Source organism: Acinetobacter indicus CIP 110367, from assembly GCF_000488255.1.
Classification (GTDB): domain Bacteria; phylum Pseudomonadota; class Gammaproteobacteria; order Pseudomonadales; family Moraxellaceae; genus Acinetobacter; species Acinetobacter indicus.
This window is the reverse complement of record NZ_KI530745.1, coordinates 411,743-429,710: the sequence shown is the minus strand read 5'-3', so window position 1 is coordinate 429,710 and position 17,968 is coordinate 411,743. Positions and strand designations below refer to the sequence as shown.

Here is a 17,968-nt window from a genome sequence, read left to right as displayed (position 1 = left end):
GCTCCCCAAATGATGTTATAAACATCGATATATGGAGTATTTTATGGCACGTAGACCAAGAAGAAATCATTCAAATGACTTTAAAGCTAAGGTAGCGCTTGCTGCGATTAAAGCAGAAAAAACACTTGCTGAATTGAGTGCTGAATTTGATGTTCATCAAAACCAAATTATCGACTGGAAAAATCAATTGCTTTCAGCTTCCTCGCAAGCCTTCGATCAATCAAAAGCTCCAGCAGAACCGCCCATTGATCTAAAAAAACTACATGCAAAAATCGGTGAGCAGGCATTAGAAATTGATTTTTTAGAAGGTGTGTTGAAGAAACTGGGCCGCTTCAACCACAAAAGTTAATCGACGACTCACTTCAGATTTCAGTATCTAAGCAAGCTAAGCTACTGAAAGTCTCCCGTGGTTGTTATTACTATCGCCCAAAACCTGTGAGTGCATCAGATCTGAAGCTGATGCGCTGTATTGATGAATTACATATGCAATACCCTTTTTCAGGTAGCCGTATGATGCGTGATTTATTGAACCGTCAAGGACATCATATAGGACGACGTCATACACGTACTTTAATGAAGAAAATGGGCATTAATGCGTTATATCGTAAACCAAATCTAAGTCAGGCCAATCAAGCTCACCGTAAATATCCATATCTGCTCAAAGGATTGAATATTCAACGGAGTAATCAAGTGTGGGCAACGGATATAACGTATATCCCTATGGCAAAAGGCTTTGTCTACTTATGTGCTGTGATTGATTGGCACAGCCGTAAGGTGCTTGCCCATAGCGTATCGATTAGTATGGAGGTTGCATTTTGTATAGAAACATTAAATGAAGCTATTGAAAAATATGGCCGACCTGAAATCTTTAATACAGACCAAGGCAGTCAATTTACCAGTGATGCATTTATTGAAGTGTTAAAATCATATGACATCCAAATCAGCATGGATGGTAAAGGTCGTTGGGTTGATAATGTGATGATTGAACGATTATGGCGGAGCGTTAAATACGAGGAGGTTTATCTCAAAGCCTACAGCAATGTTTTTGATGCGAAAAAGCAATTAAATGCCTATTTTGAATTTTATAATTTGAAACGACCTCATTCGAGTCTGGACAAAATGACTCCAGATGAGTTTTACTATGACCAGCTACCACAACAAAATAAGGTAGCTTAACTAGAGCAGAATATCACTTATAAATAAGCTTTTAGTTGTTCAAACAAGTGGGACCATCTCTCTCGGCGCGATTCTGGCAGGAAGCTGGAACTTATACAAAGACAGAAAAAAAGCACTCGATTGAGTGCTTTTTCATGTTTCATGAGCAAAATTGGATTAGAGCTTAGGATCGCGCATTTGCACCAGGTTGGCACTGGCTTTGCTTAAAGTATCCACGACTTTATTCATGACCGCAGGTACCAGAGAATCTGCCACCTGTGCGGCTTGTAGGCCGAGTTTTTCACCCAAGGTTGGCTTGCGACGGGTTTCAATGACATAAACATCATGCTGTGGCAATAACCCTAACAGGTATTCATCTGAGGTTTGCAGTTTATCGACCAGGTTCAGATCGGAAGCATCCTGACCATACCAGTGTTCACCTGTGGCGACTTTTTCAACATTGAGCTGCGGACGGTACTTTTCAACAAAGTGCTTGAACAGGCTGTGAGTTTGTTGCAACTCTTCTTCAAACTTGGCCTTGCCTTCTTCGGTATTTTCACCAAACATGGTCACGGTACGTTTGTATTGACCGGCGGTATACAGTTCAAAATCTATATTGTGCTGTTTTAGCAGACGGTTAAAATTTGGCACCTGTGCCACCACGCCAATTGAACCGACAATGGCAAACGGTGCAGAGATAATTTCATTGGCGATACAAGCCATCATATAGCCACCGCTGGCTGCGACTTTATCAACACAGATGGTCAGATGAAAACCGGCATCACGCAGACGTACCAGTTGTGCAGCGGCTAAACCATAACCATGTACCATCCCGCCCGGACTTTCCAAACGTACCACCACGCGGTCACGTCCAGCTTTGGCTGTGGCCAGAATTAAGGTAATTTCTTCACGCAGATTTTCTACCGCAGAGGCGGCCATATCCCCTTTAAAATCGAGTACATAAATTTTCTGGTTATTCTTTTTACGCAGGCGTGCCTCTTTGGACAATTGCTGGCTAAATTGCAACAGCTCCAGTTTGGAGGCCGTAGTCTGCGCTATTTTTTTTCGTTGTTCGTTAATACGCGCATTTAAATGACGGATACGAATTTCGGCAGGTAGTTTTGGGGAATGAAATAACATATAAAAATCTGTTCTCAATTTTATTTTGGCTCAACTTTAGATGAGGGCGGATATTGAGAATTCAATATTAGCGCATTTATTTGCTTAATTTAATCCACTTCCGTGTTAACCGTAGTGTCATTTTTGCAACAACTAAAAAATACAGCCCTGTTGAACAGGACGGGATTTTTAAAAGCTGGGAAAGCTCAACATTAAAACCACCAACTGGATAGCAGATGGAATGATCTGCTCCGGATTCAGCCCTTCAAACTGAAATCTATTTTGAGCTTTGTTTTAAGCGTGTTGATAGATGGATAATCCACCAGATCCGCTATGACCCTCCCCCTACCCCTCAACCAGAGCCATAAAAAAACCGCAAATATTGATTTGCGGTTTTTTGATATACAGCGGTTGGCAATTAACCAAAACGACCTGTAATGTACGCTTCCGTTAATTGATGGTCTGGTTGAGTAAAGACCTTTTCAGTCGAGTTCACTTCAATCAGATCACCCAGGTGGAAGTATGCGGTACGATCCGATACACGCGCTGCCTGTTGCATCGAGTGCGTAACAATCGCAATAGTGTACTGGGTAGACAGCTCAGAAATCAGTTCTTCAACTTTTGCAGTTGCAATCGGGTCCAGTGCGGAACATGGTTCATCCATCAGAATGACTTCTGGTGAAACCGCAATCGTACGCGCGATACATAAACGTTGCTGCTGACCACCTGATAGACCGGTACCTGGCTGGCTTAAACGGTCTTTAACTTCATCCCACAGACCAGCTTTACGCAGGCTGTTTTCAACAATTTCTTCAAGATCGTATTTGTCACGCGCCAAACCGTGCAGTTTCGGGCCGTAAGCCACGTTTTCAAAAATTGATTTCGGGAACGGGTTTGGCTTCTGGAACACCATACCCACCTGAGCACGTAGCAACACCACGTCCAGGTTCGGATCATAAATATCCTGATTATCCAGCATGACTTTACCGGTAACGCGGCATGAATCAATGGTGTCATTCATACGGTTTAAGGTACGAAGGAAAGTCGATTTACCACAACCTGATGGACCAATGAAGGCAATGACTTCATTTTCATAAATGTTCAGGTCAATGCCTTTAATTGCTTCAGATTCACCATAGTACACATGAACATCGGAGGTGCTGAGTTTGACATTGTTCGATTTGGCTTCTTTTTTGCTCGCCGCCTGGGTATCAAACTGAGACACAAACGAAGTTGCAGGCTGTTTGTGTTCTTCGCCTTCAGTTGACGTAAATTGTGTTTGCTCTGGATTCACTGCTTTATCCTGTTCTAAGGAATTCGGTTTGTCTGTGCTTAATACAGTAGTCATATTTTGCCCTCAATTACCAACGTACTTCAAATTTCTTACGTAACCAGATCGCCAGACTGTTCAGGCCGATCATGAGTGCAAGAAGTACGATAATGGCGGCAGCGGTACGTCCTTCAAAGAAGTTACGCAATTCATTGCCCTGCCATAGGAAAATTTGTACCGGTAATGCGGTAGATTGATCAAATGGAGATGCCGGTACGCTCGCAACGAAGGCACTCATACCAATTAATAGAAGTGGTGCGGTTTCACCCAATGCTTGTGCAACACCAATAATCGCACCGGTTAAAATCCCTGGTAATGCCAGTGGCAATACATGATGGAATACGGTTTGTAGACGTGATGCACCCAAGCCCAATGCAGCCTGACGAATAGATGGCGGCACTGCTTTCAGTGAAGCACGTGTGGTAATAATTACGGTCGGTAAAGTCATTAAACTTAGAACCAGACCACCCACCAATGGCGCAGATAACGGTAAATGCATCCAGCCAATGAAGATGGCAGCACCCAACAGACCAAATACAATCGATGGAACTGCGGCCAGGTTGTTAATGTTCACTTCAATAATATCAGTAATGACATTTTTTGGTGCAAATTCTTCCAGATAAATTGCAGATGCCACACCAATTGGAATCGAGATAAAGATCACGATCAGCATCATGAACAATGAACCCATGAAGGCACCAGCCAAACCAGAAGTTGCAGGCGAACTACGCGAGTCCGGGCTGACAAAGATGTTGGTATTGAAAGTATTTTCTATAATACCTTGGGCTTTCAGATCATCTGCCAGCTGACGGATTTCCGGGCTTAGCTGCTGCTGTTCTGCCGGCAGGTCACGGTCAATATTGCCCGCAAGCCATACATCTACATTGGCATCGGCCAGAATTTTCACTTCTTTGGTTTGACCAATCAGCGATGGATCTGCCAGTACCATATCACGTAAGCGATAGGCTTCAGAACTGGTGTACATGTAGCCTAAATCATCACGCTTGGCTTCAAGCGCAGCATCTTTGGCCACAATACCATTAACGATAAGCGCATCCCAATCAACCATACCCATTTCAGTCTGCCAGGCAATCATACGGTCATTAAACTGCGCCGGAGATTCACCTGCCTGCTGTTTTGGCTGTGCACCCACATTAATAATGCTTGGGTCAAAGTAGACTGGCACTGCCATACTGCTTTGCCAGAATGCCGGTAAACCTTTGGCCAGAATACTGCCGAACAGCAACACGACAAAGAATAAACCTGCCAGTACCGAGGCCAGACCAAACATGCGGAAAGTGCTTTCTTTACGATGGCGTTTTGCTAACGAGCTTTCAATTTTCTGTTTACGTTGTGCGCGTAATTCAGCGGCCGCCCGTGGATCAAGCGGTTGTTGATCTATTGAAGTAGTATTTGAAGTACTCATTAGTCGTATTGCTCACGATATTTACGCACGATGTAAAGTGCCACAATGTTCAAACACAAGGTAATAACAAACAGGGTTAAACCTAATGCGAACGCCACCAATGCCTGCGGACTTGCGAAGTCGGTATCACCGGTTAACTGGTTAACAATTGTCATGGTTACGGTTGCAACCGCTTCTAGCGGGTTGGCATGTAACAACGGACTGTTACCTGCGGCCAGAACCACAATCATGGTTTCACCAATTGCACGAGATGCAGCCAGCAAGAAGGCGCCGATAATCCCTGGCAAGGCAGCCGGCATCACGACTTTACGGATGGTTTCCGACTTAGTCGCACCCAGACCCAACGAACCATCACGTAGAGCACGTGGTACCTGGGTAATGATGTCATCAGATAAAGACGATACAAATGGAATGATCATGATGCCCATTACCAGACCGGCAGTTAAAGCACTGGTAGCATTGATATCAATACCCAGCAATGCACCGGCACTTTTCAGGAATGGACCAATAATCATTAAGGCAAATACACCATATACAATGGTCGGAATACCGGCCAACACTTCAATGGTCGGTTTTGCCCATGAACGGAATTTCGGAGATGCATACTCTGCCAGGTAAATGGCAATCATCAGACCAATAGGTACTGCAACCAGCAATGCAATCGCACTGACCAGCAAGGTTCCCCATAACAGCGGTAACAGGCCATATTCACCATCAGCACTACCGGTGGTACTAAAACCTGGGTTCCACTGGGTACCAAAGAAGAAGTCCATTGGGCTGACGAAGCTAAAGAAGCGCATGGCTTCCCCGAACATCGACATCACAATACCAACGGTGGTCAGAATGGCCACACCAGAACAGAGGGCTAAAGAAATGTTAATGATCTTTTCAACCTGGTTACGGGCACGGTACTGTTGAGAGACACGTTTTTTCGCCCATAGCAAACCAATTAACGCTGCACAAATCACAACGGCCAGTTTGATATAAGAACCAATGGTTTCAAATTTTGCTAATTGTTCAGCAGCTGCCAGTTCATAGGCGGCTGGTGTATCAGTGACACCAAAGCCAGAAGCCAGTGCTTGCACACGGTCTACCAGAACGCTGGTGCTGGCTGCATTCAGGTTGGCAGCAACATCTGCCGGTACATGACTCAGTACTACCTGTTCCAAAATGGTTGGCTCAACCAGATTCCAAACAATCAAAATTAAAAAAGCAGGGATCGCACACCACAACGCCACCAACGCACCATAATAACCAGGGCGTGAGTGCAACATTGCAGAATTATTTCCCTTACCTGCTAGGTTACGGCTTTTGCTTAACCCGATTTGATAGGCTATGGCAATAATTGCCAGTAACACACCTATGAGTAGCAGATTCATGTATTCTCCACCGTTTTTTCAATTTTCATTATTTGAAAAAACATTTCTCTTCGCAAAAAGCTGATGGCAGGAAACCCTGCCATCAGCTGTTTTAACCACAATTATTTAACAGCTTTACCTGCTTTGAAGTTCGCCAGGATTTGCGCACGTTCTTTGTCAGATAAAGAGATCAGACCTGCTTTGTCTAACTTAGAACCTTTACCAGATACTTTCTTGCTTAAGAAGAATTCTGTGTACTGTTGTAGGCCTTTGATTGATTTCAGGTGCTCACCTTTCACGTAGAAGAACAATGGACGTGAAACAGGGTAAGAACCGTTCAGAATTGTTTGCTCAGATGGCGCAACGTTGTTTACAGTTGCAACACGTAGCTTGTCACGGTTTTGGTCATAGAAACCTAGACCGAATACACCCACTGCACTTGGAGAAGTTCTTAAACGTGCCAGTGTTTCAGTGTAGTCACCAGCGATTTCAATCACACGGCCATCTTTACGGAAAGTTGTACATGCTTTTTTCTTCGCATCTTTGTCTAATGCTTTGATTGCTGCATAAGCTTCACAACCTGCATCAACCATTTTCTCTTGGAACACTTCACGTGTACCGTGGTTAGATGCTGGAATTACCAGAGTAATTGGTTCGTTTGGAAGTGATTTGTCAATCTGGTTCCAACGTGTATATGGGTTAGCAACCATTTTACCTTTCGATGGAAGCTCAGCAGCCAAAGCAGCAAATACATGGTAAGGTTTTAATTTATAAGCAGCTTTGTTTGAGTTTGACGCGAATACGATACCGTCATAACCAATTTTAACTTCTAAGATCTGGTTCACGCCTGCTTTTTTACATGCAGCGATTTCTGAATCTTTAATTTGACGAGATGAGTTTGCGATATCAATTGTGTTATCGCCCACACCGTTACAGAATTGTTTCAAACCACCTGAAGAACCGCCAGAACCAACAACAGGCGCTTTGAATTGTGGGAATGTGTTACCGAACTCTTCTGCTACAATACTTGCGTATGGCAATACTGTAGAAGAACCAGCGATTTGGATGGTGTCACGAGCTGCGTTCGCAGTTGTTGCTACAGCTGCCCCAGATAGTGCTAATGCAAGTGCGATATTGGTAAAGCGCATTCTGTTCTCTCTCAATTTATGCAAATTCGGAGTACGCCACTTTTTATTAAGTTTTGTACTTATTTCGTTATGTGCATTGTGAGTTTAAAATATGACAATAAAGTTACACCTTTATGACACTTTAATGATGTTTTATTTTGCAGCTTGTTTTTATAGTTTCTAGAAGCCTGATTTATACTAAAATATTAACTTAAGATAATGATTTTAATATAATTTCACTACCTTATTAAAATTTCAAAAGATGTCTAAAAAAATATGAAAGCGCTGTAAAAATATGACAAAATGCCAATCTAACACCGATTCACTTTCTTACAATTGTCATAATTCTCTCTGGTTGATGACCACCACCCAATATTCTATAAAAAGCGAAATTGATTGTTTTTCTTAAACTTAATATATTCATCTGTTGCCTGAAACACACGTTATCAGCCAATTGATCACTTCACTGTACTCAGCCACTTTATTCACTTCTATCCCCTTCTTTTGGCCCGTTTGGCTTGTTAACAGATGCATGAGCACTCATCTTCACTTTTTCAATTCAATGACCCGAGATAAAAAAAGAGGCCCTATAGGCCTCTCTTTCTTTGCAGCATGCGATTAAGCGATTGGTGGTGTGTAAGTACCATCTGCAATTGAAGCTTTAATACGCTCTGCTTCTGCCAGTACAAGTGCCAGCAGGTTTTTCACGTTGTCTAGTGTTGCAACCGGGCTTAACGTGGTCATTTTCAATGATTGCACCTGACCCACTTTGGTTACACCAATATTGGCTTCACCACGCGCAAACAGTTCATCTGCGACGTTCTGGTTTAAGGCATCAACAAATTCAGCCGGATAGTCTTCAGGCACCACACGGAACAATACCGATGCAAATTGCGGCTCTACCAGCAGCTCAAGACCATCTGTTGCTTTAATATAAGCAGCAACATCACGGGTTAAATCCACACCATGATCGATCATTGAACCATAAAGCTCTTCGCCCAAGGCTTCAACTGTCATCCACAATTTCAAGGCATCAAAACGACGCGTGGTTTGCAGTGACTTCGATACCAGGTTTGGTACGCCATGTTCTTCATCATAAGCAGAGTTCAAGTACTCAGCTTCATAATGCATGAAACGGTAGTTGGCTTCGTCTTTTAACAAGAACGCACCACATGAAATGGTCTGGAAATAATGCTTGTGGAAATCAAGCGTCACAGAATCCGACAATTCGATGCCATCGAGCATAGAACGATAGTCATTCGACAAAATCAGTGCACCACCCCACGCCGCGTCAATGTGCATCCACGCGCCATATTTGTTGGTGATTTCACGAATTTCTTTTAATGGATCAATCGCGCCAGCATCGGTTGTACCCGCAGTTGCCACCACACATGCCACGATTTTGCCTTCAGACTGAAGGTGTGCCATGGTTTTATCAAGTGCAACCACATCCATCTGTGCATTGTCATTCACAGGAACGGTCACCACAGACTGGAAGCCCATGCCCATCATCGCCATGTTCTTTTGCACAGAGAAGTGTGCGTTTTCAGAACAGATGACTTTGACATTACGCATTGCCTCTGCCGGTACACCATCACGCTGCACTGACCACGGCTTGCCGTTTTCGTCTTTCCAGTTTTTCGCGATGCAGGCATCACGCGCCAGCAGCACACCCATCAGGTTAGACTGCGTACCACCTGAAGTGAATACACCGGCCTGACCTGAACCGTAACCGACTTTTTGACGTAACCAGTCGATTAACTGCACTTCCATTAATGAACCGGCCGGGCTTTGATCCCATGAGTCCATGGACTGGTTAGTGGCGTTAATTAACACTTCTGCAATCTGGCTGGCCACCATGGTTGGACAGTGCAAATGCGCCAGTGAATGCGGATGGTGAACTTTCAAGCTCTTGTTCAGGAACAGCTCGACCATACGCTCTAAAGATTTCTGTACACCCAGACCTTCTTTCGATGGATTGAATGAAATGGCACTGCGTAGCTCTTTAATGCTACCACCGGTGTACATTTTATCGTTTTGCAACCATGCTGCGACGGCTTTTGTCGCCTGGTCCATTGCTGACTCATAGTCAGCAATAGATTGAGCATCATTGCAGAGTAAGGCTTTACGATGTTCTGCAAAATCTACCATGTATTATGCGCCTCGTACTGCTTTCAGTGCTTCAGCCACAGCTTTCTTGAAGCGGGCAATCACTTCTACACATTCTTCCTGATTAATGATCAGCGGGCAAAGTAAACGGATTACCGTACCACCACGACCGCCTTTTTCTAACAACAGTTTGTTGTCAAAACATGCAGCCTGAATTGCAGCAGCCAGTTGTGAATCTGCAGGATAAGCACCTAAACGGTCTTTTTCCTGACGTTCATCTACAATTTCAACACCAATCATTAAACCGCGGCCACGTACGTTACCGATACATGGGAATTCAACTGCCAGTTTTTTCAGTTCAGCTTGCAGGAAGTCGCCACGCTCTTGCGCATTTTGCGCCAGGTTTTGTTCTTTAATGGTGTTGATTGTCGCCAGACCAGTACCCATTGCCAGCTGGTTACCACGGAAAGTACCGGTATGACCTGCTGGTTGCCAAGCATCAAACTTACGTTTAATCCCTAACACTGCCAGTGGCAAGCTACCACCAACCGCTTTCGACATAACCACTACGTCTGGTTCAATACCTGCATGTTCATAAGCAAACATTTTGCCTGAACGCGCAAAGCCTGCTTGAACTTCGTCAAGAATCAACACGATGTTGTGTTTTTCAGTCACTTCACGGATTTTTTTCAGCCATTTGGTAGGCGCAGTAACCACACCACCTTCACCCTGAATTGCTTCAAGAATTACAGCAGCCGGTTTGGTAACACCGCTTTCCACATCTTCAATGAAGTTTTCGAAATAGTAAGTCAGTGCATCCACACCTGCTTCACCGCCAAGACCCAACGGGCAACGGTATTCATGTGGATATGGCATAAATTGTACGCCCGGCATTAAACCGTTTACGGCATTCTTGGCAGACAGGTTACCTGTCATTGCCAGCGAACCGTGAGTCATACCGTGGTAGCCACCTGAGAAGCTGATTACAGAGCTACGGCCGGTAAATGTTTTTGCAAGCTTGATTGCTGCTTCTGTTGCATCTGCACCAGATGGACCACAGAACTGCAAGCAATACTCTTCTTTGCCACCTGGCAGGTAAGCAAGAAGCGCTTCAGTAAATGCATCTTTTAAAGGTGTAGTTAAATCTAAAGTATGTAAAGGAAGACCACTCGCGATGGTGTCTTGAATACTTTGAATCACCGCAGGATGATTATGGCCCAAAGCCAATGTACCTGCCCCAGCTAAACAATCCAGGTACGTCGTACCCTCAACATCGGTAACCCAGCAACCTTGTGCCTTCGCTATCGCTAACGGTAATTTACGAGGATAACTACGCACATTCGATTCCATCTGACTTTGGCGAGTCAAGTAGTATTCGTTTGTGGAATTGGTGGCAGGGTTTACAGAAGTAACGCTCATATCGAATTACCATCTCTGATATGGGTTGAAGAAATAAGTCGGGTGACTTGTGGTCCTTTGACTCGGTGCTTTATAAAAATCTAGTTAGATGATCTAGATAATATTCAATAACTAGGAGCGCGATGATACCTAATTTTTCGGGAAAATAAACCGCTTTTGGCATTTTATCGAGCTAATTTTATCGAAAAGTTCTATCGGTCTAACCATTAGATTGAATTATCATCTTACAATGTGACAGCAGAAAGAAAACCGCATTCTTGATATTTTTTTTAACCCTATGTAAGTTACACGCAGAATTAAACCCACTATTAAATATAACATACTGTTTTTAAATAAATAATCAAGCCATTCCTAGTCAGCAGATTTTATTATTTTTTTACAATCCCACCACAAACTCTGCAAAAATTAGCCATATTGCTTGGCTAAAATGCTTTGATAGATAAACACCTATAAAAACAGGACAAAATCATGCGTTTTATTACTCTCTCCAGTTGCCTATTGGCTGCTGCAGTTTCAGGTAGTGCCTTGGCGCAGACCACCGAAAAACTGAACTACAATCTGATCAATGTTCAGGCAGAAGCCAGCCGTCAGGTATCCAATGACCAGATGAACGCAGTGCTGTATATCGAGCGCAGTCATAAACAGCCTTCTGAACTGGCCAATCAGATCACCCAAATTATGAATCAGGCGATGGCCACAGCGCGAAAATATCCAACGGTTAAAGTAGAAAGTGGTTCACAGTCGACTTATCCGGTTTATGACAATGACAGTCAGAAACTGAAAGAATGGCGCGGTCGTGCCGAAATTCATCTGGAAAGTACCGATTTTAAAGCCGCCAGCCAGCTCATTGGTGAGCTGCAGCAGAGCCTGCAAACTCAATCGGTACATTTTAGTGTGTCAGATAGTCAGCGTAAGAAAGTCGAAAATGAGCTACTAGTTGAAGCTTCGAAAAACTTCCAGCAACGCGCACAGTTATTGACCCAGGCCTGGAATAAATCAGGCTATCAGCTGGTCAATCTGAACATGAATACCAATAACTATACCCCGCGCCCGATTGCAATGCGCGCCAATACCGCCAAGTTTGCGGTGGCTGAAGCCGCACCTGCACCGGATATGGCTGCCGGTGAATCGAAGATGACGGTGAATGCCAACGGGACGATTCAGTTTAAGTAAATTGCTCGTTACCTCTATTTCCAAAATAAAAAATCCCGCTCGGAAGCGGGATTTTTGTATTTCTTAAGTTGAATCTGTATGGCTTAGTAAATCGCCATATGATTGCGATGGATCATTTCCAGCGAACGTGCTTCACCTAACACCTGATGCACTTTGTCCGAGGCCAGACCTTTAATAATGTCTGCTGAACGCGAGCTAAAGTTCACCCGCCCGACAGCCACCCGATGGCCTTGACGATCTACACATTCCACCACATCACCACGCTCGAAATGCCCTTCCACGGCGCGTACACCCACCGGTAACAGGCTACGATGATTTTCCTTGATGGCTTTTACCGCACCTTCATCCAATACCAGACGGCCTGCGGTTTGCAGATGCGCCGCTAGCCATTGCTGATGTGCGGTGATACGATCATTGTCGGTAATAAACAGCGTACCGAGCATTTCGCCATCCATCAGACGGGCCAGTACATTATCACTTTCACCGCTGGCAATTAAGGTTGGACAACCCGATTTGGCTGCTAAACGCGCTGCACGGACTTTGGTCAGCATACCGCCACGGCCAAACTTGCCACCACCACCGGCCATATCGAACAGGCTTTCATCTAAAGCACGTACGGTATGGAACAGTTTGGCATCCGGATTAGAGCGCGGATCAGAATCAAACATGCCTTGCTGATCGGTCAGGATAATCAACAGATCCGCATGTACCTGTCCGGCCACCATAGCTGCCAGGGTATCGTTATCACCAAAACGGATTTCGTCAGTGGAAACCGTGTCATTTTCATTAATCACCGGAATCACGCGCCAGTCAATCAGGTGCTGCAAGGCATCACATGAATTGAGATAACGGCGACGATCTGCCAGGTCATCATGAGTTAATAACACTTGCGCAGTTTTAATGTCGTGTTTTTCCAGCACGCTGGACCAGGTTTGTACCAGACCCATTTGACCAATGGCCGCACAAGCCTGAAGACTGGGTAGATCAGTGGGTCGATTCTCTAGTTTCATTCGAACCATGCCTTCAGCCACAGCACCGGAGGACACCAGAATAATCTCGTGTCCTGCATTATGCAGATCTGCAATCTGATTCGCCCAATGCGAAATTGCATCCAGATCTAAGCCTTTCCCGTTTGCTGTGAGTAAAGATGATCCGATTTTAACAACGATTCGTTTACAACCCTGGAGCTGACGTTGCCCATCTACCACTTCTATCATCTTGTCCTCAGTTACTCTTCATCAAGAGCTTAACGTACGTAATATACTTCCATTTCGCCATCATCTTCATCGTCATCATCGAAGTCATCGCCCTGACCCGCCAGACGTTGCTGACGACGCATTTCACGATAAGCTTCTTTAGCTGCGATGGTTTGCTCGCGTGTTTCAGCTTCAAGCTGATCACGGAAGGCTTTCATTTCTGCTGCATAGTCTGGATCTTCAACTTCGCGTTCGCGTTGCTGTTCAATCTGATCCATCAGGTAGTACACCACTTCTTTGGTACCTTCAGACATTAGGCCCGAGGTCTGGAATACCGGACCCTCCCATTGCAGTTCTTCCAGAATATGTTTACACCATTCTTCGCGTGAATCTTCCGGTAATTGGTCGAGCTTGTTCAGCACCAAGACTACTGGCAGTTTGGCCAGCGTTGGCGAGAATTTTTCCAGCTCGTTCAAAATGGCACGGGCATTGTGTGCCGGATCTGAACCATCAATTGGCTGTACATCGACAATGTGCAGCAGAATACGGGTACGCGCTAGGTGTTTCAGGAAGCGAATCCCTAAACCAGCCCCTTCTGCCGCACCTTCAATCAGACCTGGAATATCGGCCATCACAAAAGAACGATGACGATCGGCATCGACCACACCCAGGTTTGGCACCATGGTGGTAAACGGATAGTCTGCAACTTTTGGTTTTGCTGCCGATACTGCACGAATAAAGGTTGATTTACCGGCGTTTGGCATACCCAGTAAGCCAACATCTGCCAGCACTTTCAGCTCTAAACGGATTTCGCGGAATTCACCTTTCACACCTGTGGTAAATTTACGCGGGGTACGGTTAGTCGATGATTTGAAGTGAGTATTCCCCAAACCACCATCACCGCCCTGGGCAACCAGTACTTTCTGACCGTCTTCGACCAAGTCAGCAATAATGTCACCAGAATCTGTATCTACAATCGTGGTGCCTACCGGTACTTTCAGCACCACAGATTCACCACCACGGCCAGCACAGTTTGCGCCTGCACCATTTTTACCGCGCTCAGCACGGAATTTACGGGTATAACGATAATCTACGAGTGTACTGGTGTCGTCATCGGCCTGAATATAAATGCTACCGCCACGACCACCATCACCACCATCTGGACCACCAAATGGTACGAATTTTTCACGGCGAAAACTGGCTACGCCATTGCCACCGTCGCCAGCCTCTACGGTAATGACTGCTTCATCAACAAAGCGCATCTTGCCAATCCTCTAAAAACTTTAAAACCGCCTATTCTGCCATATTTTAAAGGATTTCTCGAATAATTTATGCAGCAAATCTATTGTGCTCACAATTCTTTTTACAATTTGTGTGTCGCCATCTAAAAAGCGCAATCTAGCTAAAACCGGACAGCGCTTATTTTTTTCCAAGCATGATATTCAGCAATCAAATGATTGTTTTTTCTTATTTCTATTTTCAGTCCACAACACCTATAGTGTGCTACTCGCTGACTTGAGAAATTGTTATGTCCTCCCCAACCGCCACGCCAGTGCTGTCCCCTCAATTTGTATTACTGATGGCGCTGGCCTGTGGCCTCTGTGCCGGTTCTGCCTATTTTAACCAGCCACTCATTTATTCAATTGAAAAAAGTCTGGGCATTAGCACCAGTCAATCCGGCTTTGCTGTAGTAGTCGCGCAAATTGGTTATGGTTTAGGACTTATGCTATTGGTGCCACTGGGTGATTTACTCAATAAACGCAAGCTAATTGTTAGTCTGATGGTCTTCGCGGCAATTTCACAAATCCTGCTGTCTTTGAGCACCAGCCTGTCTGGACTGTATTTCTTTACCTTATGTGCCACATTTGGTGCGATTTCTGCGCAGGTGTTAATTCCGTTTGCCTCGACCATTAGTCCGCCGGAATCGAGTGCTGCCATTGTGGGTAAACTGATGAGTGGTCTGGTAATGGGGATTATTCTGTCGCGCACCTTTGCCGGTTTTGTATCGACTTACTGGTCATGGGAAGGTGTGTATTTATCTAGCGGAATACTGACCTTGGGCTTTGCCCTGCTGATGTGGCACAAACTGCCGAATACCGAGCCACAATCCGGTTTAACGGTGATGGGAATTTACCGTTCCTTATTTAAACTGGCGCAGCATCATCCGCATTTAATTCGCCGTGCCTGTGCCGGTGCCTTGGGCTTTGGCATTTTGTCGATGGTCTTTACCTCAATGACCTTTGTCTTGGGCAGCGCGCCTTATCATTTTAGTGATTTTGAAATTGGCCTGTTTGGCTTACTTGGCGTGATCGGGATTTATTCGGCCAGCTGGTCGGGGAAAACCGTGGGACAAGGCAAGGAAAATCTGGTTGCAACGCTATGTATTTCCCTGATGCTGTTGTCCTGTATTCCGCTGTTTTTTGCCCAGCAGAATATTGTGGTCTACGCGATTGGGGTACTGATGAGCTATTTTGGCCTGACCGCATTTCACGTATTAAACCAGAACCTGGTCTATCGGATTGATATTAAAGCGCGTTCAAGAATTAATGCGGTATATATGACCATTTACTTTTCAGGGGCAGCCATTGGTTCACTCGGTGCGGTGTATGCCTGGGAACATTTTGAATGGATTGGCTGTGTGGCACTTGGACTAGTCTTTGCGCTTGGTATTTTAGTGATTGACCGTTTTGATTTTAAAAAGATGAAACAGGCTTAAAATATTTTGATTCATCACTGCTCATGACTCATTCATAAGATAAATCCTGCAAGTTCCTTCTCCCTTTGGGAGAAGGCTAGGATGAGGGGCTGTTATGCTGAATGAGAAGTTTAAACTAGCTTATAAAAATATTTATTTTTATTATTGTTGATCAATTGCATAGCGCATTAACTTCTGACCTAACGCGATAAAAGTATGACCCATTTCTTTTCCAAGCCTAGATACTCGATAATCAATAAACTCGATATTTTTCGACGTTAACCTCCGCGAATAGCTTGAATATAATCCTAAGCTTTTATGATTAAATTGCTTAATCCTCTCCTTGAATCTTTGATCTCCAGTCGCCTCTTCCAGAAATAGAAAATGAACCCAATATATTTGCGCTTAAGTTATAAAATTCATCTATGAAATAAAAGTCAAAATAATGACATAGACCACTAAAAGCGACGCGACCAGATGGTTTCATTATTGCTTCCCCACAAGCAACTTAATATCTATTTTGAAACACGCGCTTTATTCTCTAAAATCTCAGGCAAACTACGCTCTACCCATCCAATCAAGTAATTTAACTTTTCAGACGCTTGCGAACCCAAAATCGTCAGCTGATATTCCACCTTAGGCGGCACAACGGGATAAACCGTTCTTAATATAAAACCATCTTGTTCCAGCATTTTTAAAGTCTGCGCTAACATTTTCTCGCTCACCCCTTCAATACGCTGCTTTAACTCACTAAAGCGATGTACACCATCACTTAAACAGCGCAGAACCAATACCGACCATTTATTGGTTAAGTGTTCCAAAATTTCACGCGATGGACAATCTGTGGATAAAACTTGACCAAGCAATTTACTGGTTTCATAAGCTGACATAAAAATCTTTCCTGTGGGTAATAAGCTTACTTTTTGGTATGTACTTACATTTAGTAAGTTAACAGATTAGTATTTAACCATCAAGATTATTTTTTCAAACAATATTGGAGTTAGATATGAATATTGCGATTACAGGTGCAACTGGTCAGTTGGGTCAATTGGTGATCCACCATCTTCTAAATTTAAGTTCAGAACATCACCTTATTGCGTTGGTCCGTAATATTGAAAAAGCCCAGGCACAATTACCGCAAGGCATCGAAATCCGCCACTTCGACTACGACAAAGCTGACAGTTTAAGTACCGCATTATTGGGCGTAGATAAGTTACTTTTAATTTCAGCCAATGAAATTGGTCGTCGTACTGCACAACACCAAGCTGTAATTGAAGCCGCCCAGGCGAGTCAAGTTCCCTATATTGCCTATACCAGTTTGTTAAATGCAGGTCACTCCAGTTTAGGCTTGGCACAGGAACATCGTGAAACTGAAAAATTGATTCAAGAAAGTGGATTGAGCTATACCCTGCTTCGCAACAACTGGTATATCGAGAACTATTTGGGTGCGTTAACCCAAGAGATCCAACATGGCGCAATATATGGTGCAAGTGGGGATGGTCAAATTAGTGCCGCGTCTCGTGACGAATATGCTGAAGCAATTGCACGTGTATTACTCACGGATACCCATCTGAATAAAACCTATGAGTTGGCATCAAGCCAAAGCTTTACCAAGGTTGATCTTGCTCAAGCCATCTCCGAAGTGAGCCAACAACCAGTGCAGTACAATAACTTAAGCCCTGAAGCCTTTGAGCAACTGTTGCTACAGGTGGGCTTAGATGAGGATTTTGCCAGTTTCTTGGCAGATGTCGATGCTCAAACCCAAAATGGCGTCATGTATAGCCAAAGTCAGGATTTGCAAACGTTACTGGGACGTCCAACCGCAAGCATCACAAGTATTTTGCAGAAACTGATCTAAAGT

At 44.3% G+C, this 17,968-nt stretch carries 14 protein-coding genes; 4 read left to right on the top strand and 10 right to left on the bottom strand.

The annotated features are described in order from the left end of the window. Window positions 1-43 precede the first annotated feature (43 nt). Window positions 44-1,176, top strand: a protein-coding gene (locus P253_RS15345) for an IS3 family transposase (RefSeq protein WP_228128881.1) whose coding sequence is annotated in 2 segments (ribosomal slippage) — window positions 44-296 and window positions 296-1,176 — 1,134 coding nt in all. Because the reading frame shifts where the segments join, the coding sequence is not laid out codon by codon here. A 156-nt stretch (window positions 1,177-1,332) separates the two neighbouring features. Here the strand turns inward: P253_RS15345 and sohB are convergent. The 7 genes from sohB to P253_RS02050 form a co-directional block, all read right to left on the bottom strand. Beyond that, the gene (gene sohB / locus P253_RS02080; RefSeq protein WP_016660055.1) at window positions 1,333-2,295 is read right to left on the bottom strand and encodes a protease SohB; all 963 of its coding nucleotides are present in this window, start codon (window positions 2,293-2,295) and stop codon (window positions 1,333-1,335) included. A gap of 397 nt (window positions 2,296-2,692) precedes the next feature. Continuing rightward, window positions 2,693-3,622 carry a phosphate ABC transporter ATP-binding protein PstB gene (gene pstB / locus P253_RS02075; protein ID WP_005176754.1) on the bottom strand — a complete coding sequence of 310 codons (930 nt, stop codon included), beginning with the start codon at window positions 3,620-3,622 and terminating at the stop codon, window positions 2,693-2,695. A 13-nt stretch (window positions 3,623-3,635) separates the two neighbouring features. After that, the gene (gene pstA / locus P253_RS02070) at window positions 3,636-5,030 is read right to left on the bottom strand and encodes a phosphate ABC transporter permease PstA (protein WP_016660054.1); all 1,395 of its coding nucleotides are present in this window, start codon (window positions 5,028-5,030) and stop codon (window positions 3,636-3,638) included. Beyond that, window positions 5,030-6,409, bottom strand: a complete 1,380-nt coding sequence (gene pstC, locus P253_RS02065; protein ID WP_005176748.1) for a phosphate ABC transporter permease subunit PstC — start codon at window positions 6,407-6,409, stop codon at window positions 5,030-5,032. Before pstC ends, pstA begins: the two co-directional genes overlap by 1 nt. A gap of 101 nt (window positions 6,410-6,510) precedes the next feature. After that, a complete protein-coding gene (locus P253_RS02060; RefSeq protein WP_005176746.1) occupies window positions 6,511-7,536 on the bottom strand; it encodes a substrate-binding domain-containing protein in 1,026 nt (341 codons plus the stop codon). Window positions 7,537-8,133: 597 nt separating this feature from the next. Continuing rightward, entirely contained in the window at window positions 8,134-9,666 is a 1,533-nt protein-coding gene (locus tag P253_RS02055) for a pyridoxal phosphate-dependent decarboxylase family protein (protein WP_016660053.1), read from the bottom strand. Between the two features lie 3 nt (window positions 9,667-9,669). Next, entirely contained in the window at window positions 9,670-11,043 is a 1,374-nt protein-coding gene (locus P253_RS02050) for a diaminobutyrate--2-oxoglutarate transaminase (RefSeq protein WP_005176742.1), read from the bottom strand. A gap of 468 nt (window positions 11,044-11,511) precedes the next feature. Here P253_RS02050 and P253_RS02045 point away from each other — a divergent pair, with 468 nt between their 5' ends. Beyond that, complete coding sequence (locus P253_RS02045; protein ID WP_016660052.1) at window positions 11,512-12,216, top strand: SIMPL domain-containing protein; 705 nt, start codon at window positions 11,512-11,514, stop codon at window positions 12,214-12,216. An 83-nt stretch (window positions 12,217-12,299) separates the two neighbouring features. On the opposite strand, the gene proB is transcribed toward P253_RS02045, so the two are convergent. Continuing rightward, the gene (proB, locus tag P253_RS02040) at window positions 12,300-13,433 is read right to left on the bottom strand and encodes a glutamate 5-kinase (protein WP_005176735.1); all 1,134 of its coding nucleotides are present in this window, start codon (window positions 13,431-13,433) and stop codon (window positions 12,300-12,302) included. A 29-nt stretch (window positions 13,434-13,462) separates the two neighbouring features. Next, on the bottom strand, window positions 13,463-14,674 hold the full coding sequence (gene cgtA / locus P253_RS02035; protein WP_016660051.1) for an Obg family GTPase CgtA: 1,212 nt from the start codon (window positions 14,672-14,674) through the stop codon (window positions 13,463-13,465). Window positions 14,675-14,940: 266 nt separating this feature from the next. Between cgtA and P253_RS02030 the strand changes: the two genes are divergently transcribed. Further along, complete coding sequence (locus P253_RS02030) at window positions 14,941-16,128, top strand: MFS transporter (protein WP_016660050.1); 1,188 nt, start codon at window positions 14,941-14,943, stop codon at window positions 16,126-16,128. Between the two features lie 494 nt (window positions 16,129-16,622). On the opposite strand, the gene P253_RS02025 is transcribed toward P253_RS02030, so the two are convergent. After that, complete coding sequence (locus tag P253_RS02025; protein ID WP_016660049.1) at window positions 16,623-16,997, bottom strand: winged helix-turn-helix transcriptional regulator; 375 nt, start codon at window positions 16,995-16,997, stop codon at window positions 16,623-16,625. Between the two features lie 116 nt (window positions 16,998-17,113). On the opposite strand from P253_RS02025, the gene P253_RS02020 reads away from it, so the two are divergent. After that, complete coding sequence (locus tag P253_RS02020) at window positions 17,114-17,965, top strand: SDR family oxidoreductase (protein ID WP_016660048.1); 852 nt, start codon at window positions 17,114-17,116, stop codon at window positions 17,963-17,965. The last annotated feature ends 3 nt before the right edge of the window (window positions 17,966-17,968 follow it).